The organism is Lacrimispora sp. (genome assembly GCF_032078915.1).
GTDB lineage: Bacteria > Bacillota > Clostridia > Lachnospirales > Lachnospiraceae > Lacrimispora.
In genome coordinates this window covers 15,821-33,259 of record NZ_DAMAUN010000069.1, presented here as the reverse complement: position 1 = coordinate 33,259, position 17,439 = coordinate 15,821, and the positions used below count along the sequence as shown (strand labels likewise).

Here is a 17,439-nt window from a genome sequence, read left to right as displayed (position 1 = left end):
ATCGGTATGATGCGGCAACAGAGAAATGGATCTATAAGAGCAATGAAGGGCGGCCACTGGGATCCATGTACATCAGTGAGCTGACACCTGATGGATATGCCGTTGGGGGAGATGGAGCCTGGCTGCAGTAAGGATACGATGAATAGCAGCAACTTTCGTTTCCTGGAAAGGGAAAGTGTGCATATCCTTTGCTTTCCCTTTCTATAAAGAAAACCTGACAAAGCACGATAGAAAAAGGGGATAAAAACCTATGATAAAAAGCGAAGAAATGCAGAACATCTGCCGCAGCATGACTGTAACAGACCGGGTCAGTACGATGCTCATTTGTTTTCATGGAAAAAAAGAAGGAAATTTATATGGTGAAATTCTTAACTGCTACATAGACGGACCTGTGTGGTTTTCCGATATAGGAGATTTAATGCTGAAACTGGATGAAATATGCGACTGGGTCGGAACTCCCCAGCCTTCCACTAATCCAAGGTTTCTGAATAAAAAAATGTCAGAAGAATATGCACACAGAACTAAGGGAAAAAACAAAATACCGGTAAAGGCAAAAATTCAACTGCAGGATAGTATGACCTTAAGTATCCGTGCGGTTCATGCAAAAGAAACCTTGATTGTCAAAATAGAACATCGCCAGAACGCCAGTATACAGGGAATCGTGGCCGGTAGACTGACCTCCAGAAGTTATGTGGCATTCCGAAGCGCTTTAGAACTGATGCGCATGATAAAAGAGATAGCCGTAAGAACGTAAAATACGGAAATGGACCACTGGATCCTATGTAATTAATATGATAAAAAGCCCGGAGAAAAGTAAAATCTTCACCGGGCTTTCCTGCTGGGATTTGTATTACTGAACGAGATACACTTCTGCACTCCTGCTGCCATAAGAACGGGTTTCTCCATGGGTATTGAAGAAAATATCAATATGGTTTCCCTTGACTCCGCCCCCGCAATCCTCTGCCGTATAGACGACTCCGTTTATCATGATACGGCTGCCGTAAGGAATGACCCTTGGATCAACAGAGATAGTATGGTTTGCGGCCGCAATGGTACCCGTGCTGGTACGTCCTCCCCAGCCTCCGGAGCATTTGCGGCAGGGGCAGTAGGCTGTAGTTCTGAAAACTCCCAGGGAACGAAGATTGGAGCTGCTGTTTTGAAGACTTGCGGCAGCGGCAGCGCCTACTCCATGTACTCTGGTGCCGGAAAGCTTCTGGCCTCCGGTATAGGCCTCTACCAAATAGGTGCCGTCTCCGTAGGAACTCCAGGGAACCGGTATTTCAAAGCCGTAATTTCCGGTTCCGTTGGATACAAGATCCTCCCGGTACTTGGAGGCGGTGGTGGTAAGTTCTGCTACGACCTGCCCGTTTGACTGATTGGTAATGACAATCTTTACTTCTGCCGCAGAACTTAGATCAGAGCTGTTTAGGGCCCAGCCCCTGACGCTGTTCTCGTCTGCATTGTCAATAATACCTGCTGTCTGGGCCGCCAAAACGTTCCATACACTTATTAAGAAAAATGTCATCATTAGTAAGGTTCCGAAGAACCAGTGAATTCGGTTTGTTTTACTCATATTACAAATACTTCCTTTCTTTTTTACAATCTGTAACAAGTTTTAATATATTTATAATTATATGTAACAGATTTGTAATAAATGAGGTACAAGTAAACATTTTACACATTTTTCCAATTTTGTCAAGGTTAAGACGAAAAAAACCGCAGAAGCAGTGGCGTAATTCACTGTTCTGCGGCTTCATATGGGCATTTCCTACTGTTCAATGACTGCAAATAATTCTTTTGTCTGTCTTCCAAAATCCAAGGCTTCCCTGCGGCTTGCAAAGAAAATATCGACTTTATTTCCCTTTACGCCGCTTCCGATATCTTCTACAGTATAAACGATATCATCGATCATGACCTTTGTTCCAAGGGGAAGAATTGTGATATCTGCGGATATGGTATGCTGCGGCTGCGGTATCGTGCCGGAATAGGTACGGCTCTGTTTGCCTGTGCTTTCGCCCGGACAATATGCAGTGGCGGAGAAGAGTCCCAGGGATTCACCTTTTTGATAAACCGGTTTTGCCGGCGCCTCAGGCTTTACAGGTTCGGTTTCTTTTTTCTTAATGCCAGGTCCGATTTCCTCAGTACTGGCTGATGCCCCTTGATTTTCCGTGCTGGTTTGTATGGTTTGGTGATCCGTTCCAGAGTTTTCGGACTGTACTTGATTCACGGTTTGGTCATTTCCTGTAGTCTCGGCTGCTAGTGCAGTTGTTGACAACAGCAGGATACAAAGAAGTGTCAGGAATCCGGTGATCCTCTTTTTCCCTGAAAAACTATTCATAATTTACCTCCAAATGGATCAATCGGATATGCGGGCATATCCAGTTGATTCACAAGCTAAAGGTTGTAAGACATCTTTCCTTCAACCTTACCTCGCAATTGTGTTGTTATGGTGTCATAATTACCATTATATTACAAAAGTGTTAAAAGTCAAGAAGATAATGTCAACAGCTTTGTAATATTTCATTTAGAAATGAGGAAAAATGTACAAACAGGACATAAAAACTTCATCAAAAAGTTTTTAGGAATGTATTGACAAAAGTAGAAAAAAAGAATATATTATGAAAAGAAGATGTTAGCACTCCCAAACGTTGAGTGCTAACAAAAGACTCAGAAAGGAAGTGGGGCAGTTTGAGTGACAGGGATCAGTTGGATGAGCGGAAAGTAACGATATTAAAAGCCATCATCAAAACTTATCTGGAAACCGGAGAACCGGTTGGTTCCCGTACCATATCAAAGTATACGGATTTGAACTTAAGTTCTGCTACCATCCGGAATGAGATGTCTGATCTGGAGGAGCTGGGATATATCATGCAGCCTCACACCTCTGCCGGAAGGATTCCTTCAGACAGAGGATACCGCTTTTATGTGGACCAGATCATGCAGGAAAAAGAAGAGGAAGTCACTGAGATCAAGGATATGATGTTAAAGCGGGTGGACCGGGTAGAACTCTTGTTAAAACAGATGGCAAAGCTTCTTGCCCAGAATACCAATTACGCTGCAATGATCAGCGCGCCTCAATACCACCGGAACAAACTGAAGTTTATTCAGCTCTCCAAGGTTGATGAAGAAAAGCTTCTTGTGGTGATCGTGGTGGAGGGAAATATCATTAAGAATGCCATGATTCCCATTCATACGGAATTAGATGACGAAGGACTTCTGAATCTTAACATTCTTCTTAACAATGCCCTTAACGGGCTGACCATAGAGGAGATCAATCTTGAAGTGATCAGCAGGATGAAGGTTCAGGCAGGACCCCACTGTGATGTGGTGGACCGGGTTCTAGGCGAGGTGGCTGCTGCTATCCGGGGGGATGATGAAGACCTTCAGATTTATACCAGCGGGGCCACGAACATTTTCAAGTATCCGGAGTTAAGTGACGGAGAAAGGGCCAGCAAGCTTATCGGTACGCTGGAACAGAAGGATCTTTTGCAGGGTCTGATTGATGATATGAACAGCTCGGAGAGCGGATCCGGAATCCAGGTATACATCGGCGATGAGGCACCTGTCAAGGCAATGAATGATTGCAGCATTGTAACCGCCAATTATGAACTGGGCGAAGGCTTAAGAGGTACCATTGGAATCATTGGTCCGAAACGGATGGATTATGAAAAGGTTCTCAGCACATTGCGTAATCTCATGACGCAGCTGGATACCATTTTGAAAAAAGATGAAAGGTAAGGGTAGAGCATTGAGCATGGAAGATGTGAAAACAGATGAGAATCTGGCAGATGAAACTGTTAATGCAGAGGATGCCGTTTTCGCTGAAAAAGAAATAGAAGGTGCAGAAGCCTGCGGGGACGATGGAACCCAGGAACATGTTCCGGAAGAAGAAATGGCTGAAGAGGGTTCCAAAGAAGAATCCGGGAAAAAGGGCCTTTTCGGAAAAAAGAAAGAGAAGAAAGACCCAAGGGATGAAAAAATAGAGGAACTGACAGACCGCCTTCAGAGGTCTATGGCTGAATTTGATAATTACCGCAAGAGAACAGAAAAAGAAAAGTCAGCCATGTTTGAGATCGGAGCAAAGGATATCGTTGAACGGATCCTTCCGGTAGTTGATAATTTTGAAAGAGGCCTTGCAGCCATATCTGAGGAGGAAAGAAACGCTCCTTTTGCAGATGGAATGGTGATGATATATAAGCAGCTTATGAAAACGCTGGAAGAGGCCGGTGTAAAACCTATTGAAGCGGTCGGAATGCCCTTTGATCCCAATTTCCATAATGCAGTCATGCATATTGAAGATGAGTCACTGGGTGAAAATATAATCTCACAGGAGCTTCAGAAGGGTTACACTTACCGTGACAGCGTGGTAAGGCATTCCATGGTGCAGGTGGCTAATTAGCCACATGGCATGAGGAAGCAGATCATACATTTCAGATATACCTTAAAGCCCGATTGCATGGGCAGAAAATCATTTATATTTGTTTATTAATCAGGAGGAAAAAACTATGGGCAAGATCATTGGTATTGACTTAGGTACAACAAATAGCTGCGTAGCCGTTATGGAAGGCGGTAAACCAGTTGTTATTCCAAACAGCGAAGGCGTAAGAACCACACCATCCGTTGTTGCATTTACAAAGAACGGAGAGAGGCTGGTCGGTGAGCCTGCTAAGCGTCAGGCAGTAACAAACTCTGACCGTACTATCTCTTCCATCAAAAGACATATCGGTACGGATTACAAGGTAGCGATTGACGGAAAAAATTACAGTCCTCAGGAAATTTCTGCTATGATCCTTCAGAAATTAAAAGCAGACGCAGAGGCTTATTTAGGAGAAAAAGTAACCGAAGCGGTTATTACCGTACCGGCATATTTTAACGATGCACAGCGTCAGGCAACCAAGGATGCAGGTAAGATTGCAGGTCTTGACGTAAAGCGTATCATCAACGAGCCGACAGCAGCAGCTCTGGCTTATGGACTTGACAATGAAAAAGAGCAGAAGATCATGGTATATGACTTAGGCGGCGGTACCTTCGACGTTTCCATCATTGAAATCGGTGACGGTGTCATCGAAGTTCTTTCCACCAACGGCGATACCCGTCTGGGCGGTGATGATTTTGATAACCGAGTAACCCAGTGGATGGTAGATGAATTTAAAAAGGCAGAGGGTGTTGACTTATCCGGTGATAAGATGGCTATGCAGAGATTAAGAGAAGCTGCTGAGAAGGCTAAGAAGGAATTATCCTCAGCAACGACCACCAACATCAACCTGCCGTTTATTACTGCTACCTCAGAAGGTCCAAAGCATCTGGATATGAACCTGACCAGAGCGAAATTTGATGAGCTGACATTAGATCTCATCGAGCGCACTGCGGTTCCGGTACAGAATGCATTAAGAGATGCAGGCATTACTGCAGCAGAATTAGGAAAAGTATTGTTAGTAGGCGGATCTACCCGTATGCTGTCTGCACAGGAAAAGGTAAAACAGCTGACAGGCAAGGAGCCTTCCAAGTCCTTGAACCCTGATGAATGTGTTGCCATCGGCGCCAGCATCCAGGGCGGAAAGCTTGCTGGTGATGCAGGCGCAGGCGATATCCTGCTTCTGGACGTAACTCCTCTTTCCTTATCCATTGAGACCATGGGCGGTGTTGCTACCAGACTGATTGAAAGAAATACAACGATCCCAACAAAGAAGAGCCAGATCTTCTCCACAGCGGCAGACAACCAGACAGCGGTTGATATCCACGTGGTACAGGGTGAGAGACAGTTTGCAAGAGATAATAAGACCTTAGGCCAGTTCCGTCTGGATGGAATTCCGCCTGCAAGAAGAGGCGTTCCTCAGATCGAAGTTACCTTTGATATTGATGCCAACGGTATCGTAAATGTTTCCGCTAAGGACTTAGGAACAGGCAAGGAACAGCATATTACCATTACTTCCGGCTCCAACATGTCTGATTCTGATATTGATAAGGCAGTTAAGGAAGCAGCTGAATATGAGGCTCAGGATAAGAAGCGTAAGGAAGGCATTGATGCAAGAAACGATGCAGACTCCATGGTATTCCAGACAGAGAAGGCTCTGCAGGATGTAGGAGACAAGATCGATGCAAACGATAAGGCAACTGTGGAAGCGGACTTGAATGCATTAAAAGAAGCAGTTAACAGAGCTCCAATCGATGATATGACGGATGCTCAGATTGAAGATATCAAGGCAGGCAGAGAAAGACTGATGAACAGTGCACAGGCTTTATTTGCAAAAGTTTATGAGCAGGCTCAGGCTCAGGGCGGAGCCCAGGGCGCAGGCCCTGACATGGGAGCAGATAATGCAGCCTATCAGGACAGCGATGTAGTTGACGGCGATTACAAAGAGGTGTAAACTAGTCTGGTCAGCAGACAGGACTTTTGGAAAAGTGTTGTAGCGATACAGCACTTTTTCCGAATTTCTTCAGGCATGAGTTCCTCAGCAATGACGAGAGAAAATAAAGGCTTTCAGTTACCCTGATGGGTATTTGGGAACTTAGCCGTTCGGTGCGCCAAAGGTGAATCGAATTTTCTTAATCTATGAAAGGTAGACCTAAGATGGCAGAGAGTAAGAAAGATTATTATGAAACCCTGGGCATTCCAAAAGATGCGGATGATGCAGCGATTAAGAAGGCTTACAGGGCATTAGCTAAGAAATACCATCCTGACACTAATCCCGGAGATGCTGCGGCTGCTGAGAAGTTCAAGCAGGCTTCCGAGGCCTACAGTGTTCTTAGTGATCCTGATAAGAGGCGCCAGTATGACCAGTTCGGTTCTGCTGCCTTTGACGGAAGCGGGGGAGCAGGCGGCTTTGGCGGCTTTGATTTTAGCGGAGCGGACATGGGAGATATATTCGGAGATATATTCGGAGATATCTTTGGCGGAGGACGGACCAGCGCCCGCTACAATGGACCATCTAGGGGAGCCAATGTCAGAACCAGCATCCGCATCACCTTTGAGGATGCGATTTTTGGCTGCGAGAAGGAGATTGAGATCAATTTCAAGGAAGAGTGTTCCTCCTGTCACGGAAGCGGTGCAAAAGCGGGAACCTCACCTGTTACATGTCCAAAATGTAATGGAAAAGGAAAGATCATGTATACCCAGCAATCCTTCTTCGGACAGATACAGAATGTTCAGACGTGTCCGGACTGCGGAGGCAGCGGGAAAATCGTTAAGGATAAATGCCCGGATTGCTATGGCGGCGGATACATTACAAAAAGAAAGAAATTTAAAGTTACCATTCCGGCAGGAATTGACAACGGACAGTCCGTACGTCTTGCAGGTGCCGGAGAACCCGGAACCAATGGCGGTGAGAGAGGCGATCTGCTGGTAGAGGCAGTGGTATCCAATCATCCGATTTTCAAACGCCAGGATACCAGCATTTTCTCAACAGTACCGGTATCCTTTGCAAATGCTGCCTTAGGCGGAAGCATCCGGATCAAGACCGTGGATGGAGAAGTGGAATACGAAGTGAAGCCAGGTACCCAGACAGATACCAAGGTGCGCTTAAAAGGAAAGGGTGTTCCTACCCTGCGTAACCGGGCCATTCGGGGCGACCATTTTGTCACTTTGGTGGTTTCAGTGCCTGAGCGTATGACAGAGGTTCAAAAAGAGGCGCTTCGTAAGTTTGACGAAGCCATGAACGGCACAGTAGAAGGTGACAAACATAAAAAGAAGGGAATCTTTAAATAAGGATTCCGGAAGGTACATGGTTTTAAATGGAGGGAAACGTATGGGAAAGTTTGCAAAAAAACTGGCCCTGACAGCCGTTGTTATATGGATAGCAGCTTTATTTCCGGCGGCAGTCATGGCCGCGGACGGGCAGTCTGTCCGGGATTTTCCAGGATGGAACGGCTCGGGCACAAAAAACAAAGGGCCGATTGAAGGAAGTGTATCCTTTGACTGCTGGGATGACGATGATGATGGTCCGGGGGTCTACAGCTATCAGAGAGGATGGCGTTACAGCCCTTCCGGCTGGTGGTTTCAGTACACTGACGGAAGCTGGCCTTCTAACTGCTGGAAGTATATCGATGGCAGATGGTACCGGTTTAACCGGGAAGGCCATATGCTGACCGGCTGGTATACAGATGAGGGAGGCTTCCGGTATTACTTAAATCCGGTGGATGACGGTACAATGGGTACTATGAGGATAGGCTGGCAGATTGTAGACGGAAAGGCTTATTACTTTAACACCATGTCCGATGGCTATAAGGGAAGGCTGCTTACCAATACGACCACTCCTGACGGATATAAGGTGGGTGCTGACGGCGCCTGGATTCAGTAAACTTGTTTGAAGGGTCTTTAAGAGGTATGGCAGAAATTTACTGCTGTACCTTTTTTCTCATGATATGAAGAACTGAGAAAGCCTTTCTCATAAAAACAAAGGACGCACCACACGGCTGAAATGCATCGGCCATGAGGTGCGTCCCCTGTTTTCATTACAAAAATTTTTGCTTTGTAATTTGTGAAAATAATTTCTGTTCCAATTCCAATCGCTCAGGCGGGTGTGATGGGGTGTAATGCATCAAGGAATTTCGTTTACTTGATATTTTTTTGCCTTTGCGATCGGAACGAAACAAAAGGTATTCTCATCCGTTCATTAGGTTAATGCAGCAGCATCAGTTTTTATTGCATCTTTTTTAAAAAAAAAATTTTTTTTTATAAATTACGAAATAACCCTTCAAATTTCGTACATGTTAGACGCTTGCAAGCGATTTCATTGTATGTTATGATATCTTGTGATTTAAAACTGAGAGCAAAACGTTCATATACTATAATGAGAAAGTCCGGCTCCCGGATGCCAAGGAAAGGAAACTGCCTATGTACCAATATTTGATCGTGTGCCCTCTTGTTTTTCTTGCGGGTTTTGTAGATTCCATTGCAGGAGGCGGAGGACTTATCTCTCTTCCGGCATATCTGGCAGCAGGGGTTCCTCCTCATTTGGCCATTGGAACCAATAAACTGGGTTCCACCATGGGAACCGTGATTTCTACGGCCAGGTACGCAAAGGGCGGCTATATAAAAGCAAAGCTGTCTCTGCTTGCCGCACTTTTTGCTGTGGTCGGTTCTGTGATCGGAGCACACTTATCCATGCTTGCCAGTGAACGGCTATTAAAAGGCATGATGCTGGCGGTGCTTCCGGTTGTTGCCTTTTATGTTCTTAAGAATAAAAACCTGGGAGATCAGGAGGAGATCAACAGCCTGCCTGAAAAAAAGATGTTTTTGATCAGCATATGTGCAGCACTGGTCATCGGATGCTATGACGGCTTTTACGGACCAGGTACGGGAACCTTTTTACTGCTCATTTTAACTGGATTTGCTAAAATGGATGTCAGGAGTGCTTCAGGAACCACGAAAGTGATTAACCTGTCCTCCAATATTGCAGCATTGGCGACTTTTTTAATAAATGGAAAGGTTTTGATCCCTTTAGGACTGGCATCAGGGCTTTTCTGCATAGCAGGCCATTATATCGGATCGGGCCTTGTGGTAAAAAACGGATTAAAGATTGTGCGCCCGGTGGTTTTAGTGGTGCTTTTGTGTCTGTTTATCAAAATTATAAAAGGATAGGGAATTGCTATGAAATGGAAAAAATTTACACTGACCACCACGACAGAAGCCGTGGATTTAGTCAGCAGCATGTTTGATGAAATCGGAATAGAAGGTATTGAGATCGAGGATAACATCCCTCTTACGGAGGCGGAGACAAAAGGCATGTTTATCGACATTCTGCCGGAGCTTCCGCCCGATGAGGGCGTTGCAAAGGTCAGCTTCTATCTGGAACCGGATTCTGACATCGATGGCATGTTAAAACGAGTGGAAGAAGGGCTTTTGGATCTTTCCATGTTCACGGATTTAGGGGAATGCACCATTGCGTCCGGAGAGACCGAGGATAAGGACTGGATTAATAACTGGAAACAGTATTTTAAGCCGTTTACCGTGGATGATATCCTGATCAAACCTACCTGGGAGGAGGTCCCGGAGGAACATAAGGACAAGCTTTTGATTGAGATCGATCCGGGAACTGCCTTTGGAACAGGACAGCATGAGACGACCCAGCTTTGCATCCGTCAGCTGCAAAAATATATTACTCCGGAGACAACCCTCCTTGACGTGGGAACCGGAAGCGGTATTCTGGGAATCACTGCCTTAAAGCTGGGTGCCAAAGAGGTATTTGGAACGGACCTTGATGAAAATGCCATTATTGCCGTTAAGGAAAACATGGAAGCCAATGATATACCTGTGGATAAGTTTTTAGTATTACAGGGCAATATTATTGATGACAGGGCGATACAGGAGAAAGCGGGCTTTGAAAAATACGATGTAGTGGTAGCTAATATTCTGGCGGACATCATCATCCTTCTTCAAAAGGAAATTTCAGTTCACATGAAAAAAGACGCTATTTTCATTACTTCCGGCATTATCAACATGAAGGAAGAGGCTGTGAAGAAAGCATTTGAGGAAAATGAAGCCTTTGAGCTTGTGGAAACCACCTATCAGGGCGAATGGGTTTCTATAACAGTCAGGAAGAAATAGGAAGAGGAACGGGGAAAAGGATGTATCACTTTTTTGTTAATCCCGATCAAATCGGAGCGGAGACAATCCGGATCATGGGACCGGATGTGAATCATATTAAGAATGTCCTGCGGATGGGCGCCGGAGAACAGGTTTTAATCAGCAATGGTATAGACAAAGATTATCTGTGTGAGATTCTGGAAGTGGCTTCTTTGGAAGTTACGGCCAAAATCCTGTCTGTGGATGAGGGAGGCGCTGAACTTCCTGCCAGGCTCTACCTGTTTCAGGGACTGCCAAAGGGTGATAAAATGGAGCTGATTATCCAGAAGGCTGTGGAACTTGGCATATACCAGATCATTCCGGTGCAGACCAAACGGGCCGTGGTGCGGCTGGATAAAAAGAAGGAAGAATCAAAGCTTCGCCGCTGGATGGCGGTGTCAGAAAGCGCTGCCAAGCAGTCCAAGCGGCTTATCATACCGGAGGTGACCGGTGTCATGACGTTTCAGGAGGCTCTGGCCTTTGCAAAGGATCTTGATATAACGGTCATTCCGTTTGAACACGCAAAGGATATGGCTGAGACGAAAGAAATCCTGTCAGCCATTAAGCCGGGAATGAGCGCGGGAATATTTATCGGACCGGAGGGAGGCTTTGAGGATTCTGAAATGGAGCTTGCAGAGAATTTCGGAGCAAAACTGATTACCCTTGGAAAACGGATCTTAAGGACGGAAACCGCCGGTCTTGCGATCGTATCCGTGCTGGCCTTCCAGCTGGAAGACTGACAGGATCTGGAGAAACTTACGGATATCCCTTTTGCCCGGAAATACGGGCAGCAGGAGGAACGCCTTTCAGGCATACCTTTACACCCGGTAAAGCGGAGTGGGCACTGTCCAAAAAGCATGGACAGGGAAGAGGAAAGGAACGAGCCATATATGGAAGCTTATTTTGATAATTCGGCGACGACCAGAGTGTTGGAACCGGTAAGAGATATTGTTGTAAAAATCATGACGGAGGACTACGGGAATCCTTCCGCCAAGCATAAAAAGGGAATGGAAGCGGAACAGTATATTAAGGAAGCAGCGGAGATCATAGCCGGGACCTTAAAAGTTGCCCCAAAGGAAATCGTATTCACCTCCGGTGGTTCAGAATCCAACAATATGGCCCTGATTGAGACTGCCATGGCCAATAAAAGGGCGGGAAACCACATCATCAGCACCGGCATAGAACACCCTTCCGTGTATAATCCTCTGGCGTTTTTAGAGGAACAGGGTTTTTCGGTGACATACCTTCCTGTAGATGCCCACGGACATATCCGTCTGGAAGAGCTGGAGGCGGCAATCCGCCCGGAAACCATTCTGGTTTCCATTATGTATGTAAATAATGAAATCGGTGCGGTGGAACCCATCGAAGCCATTTCAAAAATCATAAAAAAGAAGAATCCGTCCATCCTGTTTCATGTAGATGCCATTCAGGCATACGGAAAGTTTGTCATCCGTCCAAAGCGCCAGGGGATTGATCTTTTATCCGTCAGCGCCCATAAGATACATGGACCAAAAGGCGTTGGATTTTTATACATTGACCAGAGGGTGAAAATAAAGCCTTTGATTTATGGAGGAGGCCAGCAGAGAGGCATGCGTTCCGGTACGGAAAATGTTCCTGGAATTGCAGGCATGGGAGTGGCGGCTAAAATGATGTATACGGATCATGGAGAGAAGATGCAGTCCATGATCACCCTAAAAGATTACATGATAGACAGGCTTTCAGAAATCGACGGCGTTACGGTAAACAGCCTGCCCGGCGATTTGTCGGCGCCTCAGATCGTCAGCGCAAGCTTTTTGGGAGTCCGAAGCGAAGTGCTTTTGCATGCTCTGGAAGATAAGGACATTTACGTGTCTTCCGGGTCTGCCTGCTCTTCCAACCATCCCGCTGTCAGCGGAACATTAAAGGGAATCGGCGTTAAACCTGAGCTTTTGGATTCCACGCTGCGGTTCAGCTTCGGAGTTTATAATACCAAAGAAGAAGTGGATTACTGCATTGATGTGATTAAGGAGCTTTTGCCTGTTTTAAGACGGTATCAGAGAGGCTGAGATTAAAGAAAGAAATACCTTTGGGTATACCTTTATGCCCAAAAAGCATGGGCAGGAAAGAGGAAAGGATAACAGATGCAATATCAATCATTTTTAATTAAATATGCAGAAATCGGGGTTAAAGGAAAGAACCGTTATCTGTTTGAGGATGCCCTGGTGACTCAGATCCGCCACTCCTTAAAGAGAGTGGAAGGCGATTTTATAGTTTCCAAGGAATCAGGACGTATTTATGTAAATGCAGAGTCAGAATATGATTTTGATGAGGTCATAGAAGCGTTTAAATGTATCTTCGGGATTGCTGCCATCTGCCCTATGGTTCAGGTGGATGACAATGGATACGAGGATTTAAAGAAGCAGGTGCTGTCTTATGTAGAGGAATTCTATGAGGATAAGAATTTCACCTTTAAGGTCAATGCCCGCAGAGGAAACAAGAAGTATCCGGTAAATTCTGAACAGATCAACCGGGATCTGGGAGAATTGGTCCTTAACACGTTTCCGGAGACAAAGGTAGATGTCCATAAGCCGGAAGTGATGCTTCATGTGGAAGTCCGCAATAAGATCAATATTTACTCCCATGTCATTCCAGGACCTGGCGGCATGCCGGTGGGAACCAATGGAAAAGCCATGCTTCTTTTATCCGGCGGTATCGACAGTCCGGTGGCAGGGTATATGATCGCAAAGCGCGGGGTTAAGATCGATGCTGTTTACTTCCATGCTCCGCCATACACCAGTGAGCGTGCCAAACAGAAGGTAATCGATTTAGCAAAGCTGGTTTCTAAATATTCCGGGCCGATCCGCCTTCATATTGTTAATTTTACGGACATCCAGCTGTACATTTATGACAAATGCCCTCATGAGGAGCTTACCATCATCATGAGACGTTATATGATGAGAATTGCAGAGAGCCTGGCAGCAGAGAGCGGATCTATGGCGCTCATAACAGGAGAGAGCATCGGACAGGTGGCTTCCCAGACCATGCAGTCTCTGGCTGCTACGGATGCAGCCACCACTATGCCGGTATTCCGTCCTGTCATCGGCTTTGACAAGCAGGAAATCGTGGATGTATCGGAAAAAATCGGTACTTATGAGACTTCCGTGCTTCCTTTTGAGGACTGCTGTACCATTTTTGTGGCAAAGCATCCGGTGACAAAACCCAGTTTGAAGATGATCGAACGGTCAGAGGAAAAGTTAGAAGAAAAGATCGGCGAACTGGTTGAAACGGCAATAAGCACGGTGGAAAAGGTTTGGTGTTAAAAAAATAAAATCGGGGTCCGGCTCCTTTTGGAAAAGGCCGGGCCCCGAAAGACTTTAAGGAAGTTCGATTTACCTGACGGCTCATCGAACGGCTGATTCTTAATCTACAATGTATGGTGATAACACGTCTAAGATTTCATCAGCATTATTTTCTGAGTGGATATTTAAATCAATGGGCTTGGAAAGATCCAGGCTGAAGATACCCATAATAGATTTTGCGTCAATTACGTATCTGCCGGAAACAAGATCAAAATCAGTATCAAACTTTGTTAAATCATTTACAAAAGATTTAACTTTATCGATGGAATTTAAAGATATACGAACTGTTTTCATGTGAAAAACCTCCTTGAGTGAGCTCTTTTATTTAATGAGGGACCGCCCGGGAAACGACCCTTAATCACTTCAATACTACTGATATATTGTACAAAAGTCAATGGTAATTTTACATGAAAATACTGAAAATAAAAGGAATATTTAGATAGGAGAAATCAAGATGAAAAAGGCAGCCCTGCATAATCTTGGGTGCAAGGTTAATTCCTATGAAACAGAAGCCATGCAGCAGCTTCTTGAAAACGCCGGATATGAGATCGTTCCCTTTGCGGAAGGGGCAGATGTTTATATCATTAATACATGCTCCGTAACAAATATCGCGGACCGTAAATCCAGGCAGATGCTTCATAGGGCAAAGAAGATGAATCCGGAGGCAGTGGTCGTGGCAGCCGGATGCTACGTCCAGGCAGCAGGAGAAGAGCTAAAAAAGGATGAAGCGGTGGACCTGGTCGTTGGCAACAATAAAAAGACCGAGCTGGTTTCTATTCTGGAAGACTACTTTGCCCAGCAGAAGAAGCCGGAAGAAGAAATAACCTTCAGCCAGACCGCTGCGCCTGATGAAGCGGTGGAAACGGTTATTGATATCAATGACACTATGGAGTACGAGAATCTGTCCATTGATAAGATTTCGGACCATACCAGGGCATTTATCAAGGTCCAGGATGGCTGCAACCAGTTTTGCAGTTACTGCATCATACCATATACCAGGGGACGAGTGAGAAGCAGGAAGCCTGATGAGGTGGTGGAAGAGGTAAAACGTCTGACCACTTCCGGCTATCAGGAGATCGTACTGACAGGAATTCACTTAAGCTCCTATGGAAAGGATTTTCCTGAGGAAGAACGGCTTACTCTTCTGGATCTGATTAAGAGCATTCACGAGGTGGAAGGCTTAAAGCGGATCCGCCTTGGCTCCTTAGAACCCAGGATCGTGACTGAAGAGTTTGCGTCAGAGCTTGCTGGGCTTCATAAAATTTGCCCCCATTTCCACTTGTCCCTGCAAAGCGGATGCGATAATACCTTAAAGCGGATGAACCGCCATTACACCACTGAGGACTATTTAAACCGCTGTCAGATTTTGCGGAAGGCATTTAGAAACCCCGCAATTACTACAGATGTGATCGTAGGATTCCCGGGAGAAAGCTCCGAAGACTTCCAGGTGACAAAAGAATATTTGAAAAATGTTCAGTTCTATGAGATGCATGTTTTTAAATATTCCAAAAGAAACGGCACCAGGGCGGCAGTGATGCCGGACCAGATACCGGAATCCATAAAGGGGGAGCGCAGCAATGGACTCCTTTGCCTGGAGAAGGAAATGTCCCTTGAGTACCGGAAGTCATGGTTAGGATCAAGAATAGAGGTCCTTATGGAAGAGGAATACTGGTGGAATGACGTTCATTACATGATCGGCCACACAAGAGAATATGTGAAGGCCGCAGTGCCCTTTGAAGAAGGCTTAAAGGGCGTGGTGATAGAGGGAACGCTGATGGAAATGATGAACGATGAGGTGGCATTTTTAAAGTATTGAGAGACAAAATTTATTTTTGGCTTGCCGAATCCATATTTTTGGTTTAGAATATAGTAGAACAGTTAAAGGACGTGAGAAACATGGGCGATATTCATAATACGCAATTTTTCAAGGCAGTGCAGGAGAATAAACTGAATGTAAGTCAGGTGCTGGAGCAGGTTTATATTGCCCTTAATGAGAAGGGCTATAATCCTATTAACCAGATCGTGGGCTATATTATGTCAGGAGATCCTACTTATATTACCAGCCATAAGAACGCCAGAAGTCTTATCATGAAAGTTGAGCGGGATGAGATTCTGGAAGAACTAATGGGAGTATATATTGATACGAAGTTGAAATAAGGCTGTGGATAATCATAAGTCTAGCTGTCAGATGAAGTGTAAGTAGGCGGAGTCTGACAGTTTGTTTTTATACGGTTGGCTTTAGACCAGCTTTCTTTTGCTGCATAAAGATTGGAAAAAGAGCAACCTTGGAGGAAAATATGAGGATTATGGGGCTTGATTACGGTTCTAAAACTGTAGGAGTTGCAGTTTCCGACTTACTTGGTATAACAGCCCAGGGAGTGGAAACAATTACGAGAGAAGAAGAAAATAAACTGAGAAAGACCTGTGCCCGGATTGAGGAACTGATCCGGGAATATGAGATTGAAGCCATTGTCCTCGGCTATCCAAAAAATATGAATAATTCGGCCGGTGACCGGGCCGAGAAAACGGAACAGTTTAAAGAGATGCTCGTGAGGCGGACTGGACTTACCGTCATTCTATGGGATGAGCGGCTTACGACCGTTGCATCTGAGAGAATATTACAGGAAAGCGGTGTAAGACGAGAGCACCGCAAGGCAGTCATTGATAAGGTGGCGGCAGGGCTGATCCTGCAGGGCTATCTTGACAGCTTAAAGCAGGAGACAGGAAATGAACAGTGAAGAGAAGAAGATTACCCTGACAACTGATTCAGGGGAAAACGTGGAGTTTTACGTTCTGGAAGAAACCAGAATTAATGGGATGAATTATCTGCTGGTAACTGATGCGGCAGATGACGATGACGAAGGGGAATGTTACATCTTAAAGGATTTGTCAAAGCAGGAAGACAGCCAGGCTTTGTATGAGTTTGTAGAGGATGATAACGAGATAGATTATTTATTTAAGATATTTTCCGAACTGCTTGACGGAGCAGATGTGGATATTCAAATTTGAAAGAAAAGCAAAGCATCTTTCATACGAAAATGATGGTGAGTAATTGAGGGACTGTTAATGAAACAGGAAATATTTAAAAATATGCTTCGAGAGAAAGGACTCAAGGTGACCAACCAGCGCATGCTGGTACTGGAACTCATGGCAGAGCGCCCCGGGCAGCATCTGACTGCGGAAGAGATCTATGATCTGGCCAGGCAGGAGTGCCCGGAGATTGGGCTTGCCACGATTTACAGGACCGTGCAGGTACTTGTGGATCTATCTGTGATTGACAAGGTCAGTTTTGACGATGGATTCGCCCGCTATGAATTAGGGGGCTTGGATCGTGAGTCCAGACACCACCACCACCACGCGATTTGCAACCGATGCGGAAACGTATTTTCCTTCCAAGGCGATTTACTGGATACGCTGGAGCAGGCCCTTCTTGACAGGACAGGTTTTCTTGTGACCGATCATGAAGTGAAGCTGCGCGGGTATTGCAGGGAATGCCGGGAGGCAATGGAAGAAGAACAGGACGGAAAATCATAAGAT

Annotated in this window: 19 protein-coding genes; 16 read left to right on the top strand and 3 right to left on the bottom strand. The window is 45.4% G+C overall.

Annotation, left to right across the window (positions count from 1 at the left end; translation table 11 throughout):
- Positions 1–250: 250 nt before the first annotated feature.
- Entirely contained in the window at positions 251–754 is a 504-nt protein-coding gene (locus tag RT269_RS22045) for a hypothetical protein (protein WP_313185836.1), read from the top strand.
- A gap of 96 nt (positions 755–850) precedes the next feature.
- On the opposite strand, the gene RT269_RS22040 is transcribed toward RT269_RS22045, so the two are convergent.
- Both RT269_RS22040 and RT269_RS22035 read right to left on the bottom strand, forming a co-directional pair.
- Positions 851–1,573, bottom strand: coding sequence for a 3D domain-containing protein (locus tag RT269_RS22040; protein ID WP_313185834.1), 723 nt, complete (start codon positions 1,571–1,573; stop codon positions 851–853).
- Positions 1,574–1,768: 195 nt separating this feature from the next.
- A complete protein-coding gene (locus tag RT269_RS22035; protein ID WP_313185833.1) occupies positions 1,769–2,338 on the bottom strand; it encodes a 3D domain-containing protein in 570 nt (189 codons plus the stop codon).
- 350 nt (positions 2,339–2,688) lie between these two features.
- Here RT269_RS22035 and hrcA point away from each other — a divergent pair, with 350 nt between their 5' ends.
- From hrcA to thiI, 10 genes are all read left to right on the top strand, one after another.
- Positions 2,689–3,738 carry a heat-inducible transcriptional repressor HrcA gene (gene hrcA, locus RT269_RS22030; RefSeq protein WP_313185831.1) on the top strand — a complete coding sequence of 350 codons (1,050 nt, stop codon included), beginning with the start codon at positions 2,689–2,691 and terminating at the stop codon, positions 3,736–3,738.
- A 16-nt stretch (positions 3,739–3,754) separates the two neighbouring features.
- A complete protein-coding gene (grpE, locus tag RT269_RS22025; RefSeq protein WP_331664212.1) occupies positions 3,755–4,399 on the top strand; it encodes a nucleotide exchange factor GrpE in 645 nt (214 codons plus the stop codon).
- A 106-nt stretch (positions 4,400–4,505) separates the two neighbouring features.
- Positions 4,506–6,368, top strand: a complete 1,863-nt coding sequence (gene dnaK / locus RT269_RS22020; RefSeq protein WP_313185827.1) for a molecular chaperone DnaK — start codon at positions 4,506–4,508, stop codon at positions 6,366–6,368.
- A 203-nt stretch (positions 6,369–6,571) separates the two neighbouring features.
- Positions 6,572–7,705 carry a molecular chaperone DnaJ gene (dnaJ, locus tag RT269_RS22015; protein ID WP_313185825.1) on the top strand — a complete coding sequence of 378 codons (1,134 nt, stop codon included), beginning with the start codon at positions 6,572–6,574 and terminating at the stop codon, positions 7,703–7,705.
- Positions 7,706–7,745: 40 nt separating this feature from the next.
- Complete coding sequence (locus RT269_RS22010) at positions 7,746–8,297, top strand: glucan-binding protein (RefSeq protein ID WP_313185823.1); 552 nt, start codon at positions 7,746–7,748, stop codon at positions 8,295–8,297.
- A 536-nt stretch (positions 8,298–8,833) separates the two neighbouring features.
- The gene (locus RT269_RS22005) at positions 8,834–9,580 is read left to right on the top strand and encodes a sulfite exporter TauE/SafE family protein (RefSeq protein ID WP_313185821.1); all 747 of its coding nucleotides are present in this window, start codon (positions 8,834–8,836) and stop codon (positions 9,578–9,580) included.
- 9 nt (positions 9,581–9,589) lie between these two features.
- Positions 9,590–10,546, top strand: coding sequence for a 50S ribosomal protein L11 methyltransferase (gene prmA / locus RT269_RS22000; protein ID WP_313185819.1), 957 nt, complete (start codon positions 9,590–9,592; stop codon positions 10,544–10,546).
- A gap of 20 nt (positions 10,547–10,566) precedes the next feature.
- Positions 10,567–11,304: an RsmE family RNA methyltransferase gene (locus RT269_RS21995; protein WP_313185817.1), complete on the top strand. Its 738-nt coding sequence runs from the start codon at positions 10,567–10,569 to the stop codon at positions 11,302–11,304.
- Positions 11,305–11,454: 150 nt separating this feature from the next.
- On the top strand, positions 11,455–12,609 hold the full coding sequence (locus RT269_RS21990; RefSeq protein WP_313185815.1) for a cysteine desulfurase family protein: 1,155 nt from the start codon (positions 11,455–11,457) through the stop codon (positions 12,607–12,609).
- A gap of 75 nt (positions 12,610–12,684) precedes the next feature.
- Positions 12,685–13,863, top strand: a complete 1,179-nt coding sequence (gene thiI, locus RT269_RS21985; protein WP_313185813.1) for a tRNA uracil 4-sulfurtransferase ThiI — start codon at positions 12,685–12,687, stop codon at positions 13,861–13,863.
- 99 nt (positions 13,864–13,962) lie between these two features.
- Here thiI and RT269_RS21980 read toward each other — a convergent pair whose 3' ends face one another.
- Positions 13,963–14,196 (bottom strand): HPr family phosphocarrier protein, encoded by a 234-nt coding sequence (locus tag RT269_RS21980; protein ID WP_312442446.1) that lies wholly within the window; start codon positions 14,194–14,196, stop codon positions 13,963–13,965.
- A 160-nt stretch (positions 14,197–14,356) separates the two neighbouring features.
- Between RT269_RS21980 and mtaB the strand changes: the two genes are divergently transcribed.
- The 5 genes from mtaB to RT269_RS21955 all read left to right on the top strand — a co-directional run bounded on the left by mtaB (position 14,357) and on the right by RT269_RS21955 (position 17,436).
- Positions 14,357–15,718 carry a tRNA (N(6)-L-threonylcarbamoyladenosine(37)-C(2))-methylthiotransferase MtaB gene (gene mtaB, locus RT269_RS21975; RefSeq protein ID WP_313185811.1) on the top strand — a complete coding sequence of 454 codons (1,362 nt, stop codon included), beginning with the start codon at positions 14,357–14,359 and terminating at the stop codon, positions 15,716–15,718.
- An 80-nt stretch (positions 15,719–15,798) separates the two neighbouring features.
- The gene (locus RT269_RS21970; protein ID WP_025231561.1) at positions 15,799–16,059 is read left to right on the top strand and encodes an IreB family regulatory phosphoprotein; all 261 of its coding nucleotides are present in this window, start codon (positions 15,799–15,801) and stop codon (positions 16,057–16,059) included.
- A 140-nt stretch (positions 16,060–16,199) separates the two neighbouring features.
- Positions 16,200–16,640 carry a Holliday junction resolvase RuvX gene (ruvX, locus tag RT269_RS21965; protein ID WP_313185809.1) on the top strand — a complete coding sequence of 147 codons (441 nt, stop codon included), beginning with the start codon at positions 16,200–16,202 and terminating at the stop codon, positions 16,638–16,640.
- The gene (locus tag RT269_RS21960; protein WP_313185807.1) at positions 16,630–16,911 is read left to right on the top strand and encodes a DUF1292 domain-containing protein; all 282 of its coding nucleotides are present in this window, start codon (positions 16,630–16,632) and stop codon (positions 16,909–16,911) included. The genes ruvX and RT269_RS21960 overlap by 11 nt, the downstream gene beginning before the upstream one ends.
- A gap of 57 nt (positions 16,912–16,968) precedes the next feature.
- Positions 16,969–17,436, top strand: a complete 468-nt coding sequence (locus tag RT269_RS21955) for a Fur family transcriptional regulator (RefSeq protein WP_313185806.1) — start codon at positions 16,969–16,971, stop codon at positions 17,434–17,436.
- Positions 17,437–17,439 lie beyond the last annotated feature (3 nt).

Coding starts and splice junctions, on each gene's coding strand:
- RT269_RS22045 (WP_313185836.1), top strand. CDS start 251: ATGATAAAAAGCGAAGAAATGCAGAACATCTGCCGCAGCATGACTGTA.
- RT269_RS22040 (WP_313185834.1), bottom strand. CDS start 1,573: ATGAGTAAAACAAACCGAATTCACTGGTTCTTCGGAACCTTACTAATG.
- RT269_RS22035 (WP_313185833.1), bottom strand. CDS start 2,338: ATGAATAGTTTTTCAGGGAAAAAGAGGATCACCGGATTCCTGACACTT.
- grpE (WP_331664212.1), top strand. CDS start 3,755: ATGGAAGATGTGAAAACAGATGAGAATCTGGCAGATGAAACTGTTAAT.
- dnaK (WP_313185827.1), top strand. CDS start 4,506: ATGGGCAAGATCATTGGTATTGACTTAGGTACAACAAATAGCTGCGTA.
- dnaJ (WP_313185825.1), top strand. CDS start 6,572: ATGGCAGAGAGTAAGAAAGATTATTATGAAACCCTGGGCATTCCAAAA.
- RT269_RS22010 (WP_313185823.1), top strand. CDS start 7,746: ATGGGAAAGTTTGCAAAAAAACTGGCCCTGACAGCCGTTGTTATATGG.
- RT269_RS22005 (WP_313185821.1), top strand. CDS start 8,834: ATGTACCAATATTTGATCGTGTGCCCTCTTGTTTTTCTTGCGGGTTTT.
- prmA (WP_313185819.1), top strand. CDS start 9,590: ATGAAATGGAAAAAATTTACACTGACCACCACGACAGAAGCCGTGGAT.
- RT269_RS21995 (WP_313185817.1), top strand. CDS start 10,567: ATGTATCACTTTTTTGTTAATCCCGATCAAATCGGAGCGGAGACAATC.
- RT269_RS21990 (WP_313185815.1), top strand. CDS start 11,455: ATGGAAGCTTATTTTGATAATTCGGCGACGACCAGAGTGTTGGAACCG.
- thiI (WP_313185813.1), top strand. CDS start 12,685: ATGCAATATCAATCATTTTTAATTAAATATGCAGAAATCGGGGTTAAA.
- RT269_RS21980 (WP_312442446.1), bottom strand. CDS start 14,196: ATGAAAACAGTTCGTATATCTTTAAATTCCATCGATAAAGTTAAATCT.
- mtaB (WP_313185811.1), top strand. CDS start 14,357: ATGAAAAAGGCAGCCCTGCATAATCTTGGGTGCAAGGTTAATTCCTAT.
- RT269_RS21970 (WP_025231561.1), top strand. CDS start 15,799: ATGGGCGATATTCATAATACGCAATTTTTCAAGGCAGTGCAGGAGAAT.
- ruvX (WP_313185809.1), top strand. CDS start 16,200: ATGAGGATTATGGGGCTTGATTACGGTTCTAAAACTGTAGGAGTTGCA.
- RT269_RS21960 (WP_313185807.1), top strand. CDS start 16,630: ATGAACAGTGAAGAGAAGAAGATTACCCTGACAACTGATTCAGGGGAA.
- RT269_RS21955 (WP_313185806.1), top strand. CDS start 16,969: ATGAAACAGGAAATATTTAAAAATATGCTTCGAGAGAAAGGACTCAAG.